The sequence below is a fragment of the Streptomyces hygroscopicus subsp. hygroscopicus genome, from assembly GCF_030269125.1.
Classification (GTDB): Bacteria; Actinomycetota; Actinomycetes; order Streptomycetales; family Streptomycetaceae; genus Streptomyces; species Streptomyces hygroscopicus_C.
This window is the reverse complement of the sequence record NZ_BSSM01000079.1, coordinates 1-269: the sequence shown is the minus strand read 5'-3', so window position 1 is coordinate 269 and position 269 is coordinate 1. Positions and strand designations below refer to the sequence as shown.

1 rRNA gene is annotated in these 269 nt (G+C 54.3%); it reads right to left on the bottom strand.

Annotated elements, in window-relative coordinates:
* Nucleotides 1-120, bottom strand: a 16S ribosomal RNA gene (locus QSK45_RS38180); the annotation flags it as partial.
* Nucleotides 121-269 lie beyond the last annotated feature (149 nt).

Sequence of the window (269 nt, the reverse complement as noted above, 5' to 3'; positions counted from 1 at the left end):
TGCCCACGTGTTACTCACCCGTTCGCCACTAATCCACCCCGAAGGGCTTCATCGTTCGACTTGCATGTGTTAAGCACGCCGCCAGCGTTCGTCCTGAGCCAGGATCAAACTCTCCGTGAATGTTTACCGGTAATCCGGTGAGACACTCTGAAGAGCGGAACGACCGGAGGAATAGTCCGATCGTTCACAGCGTCCTCGCTGTGTTTTTTCAAAGGAACCTCGACCATCGGTGATCCGATGGACGGGGTATCAACATATCTGGCGTTGAC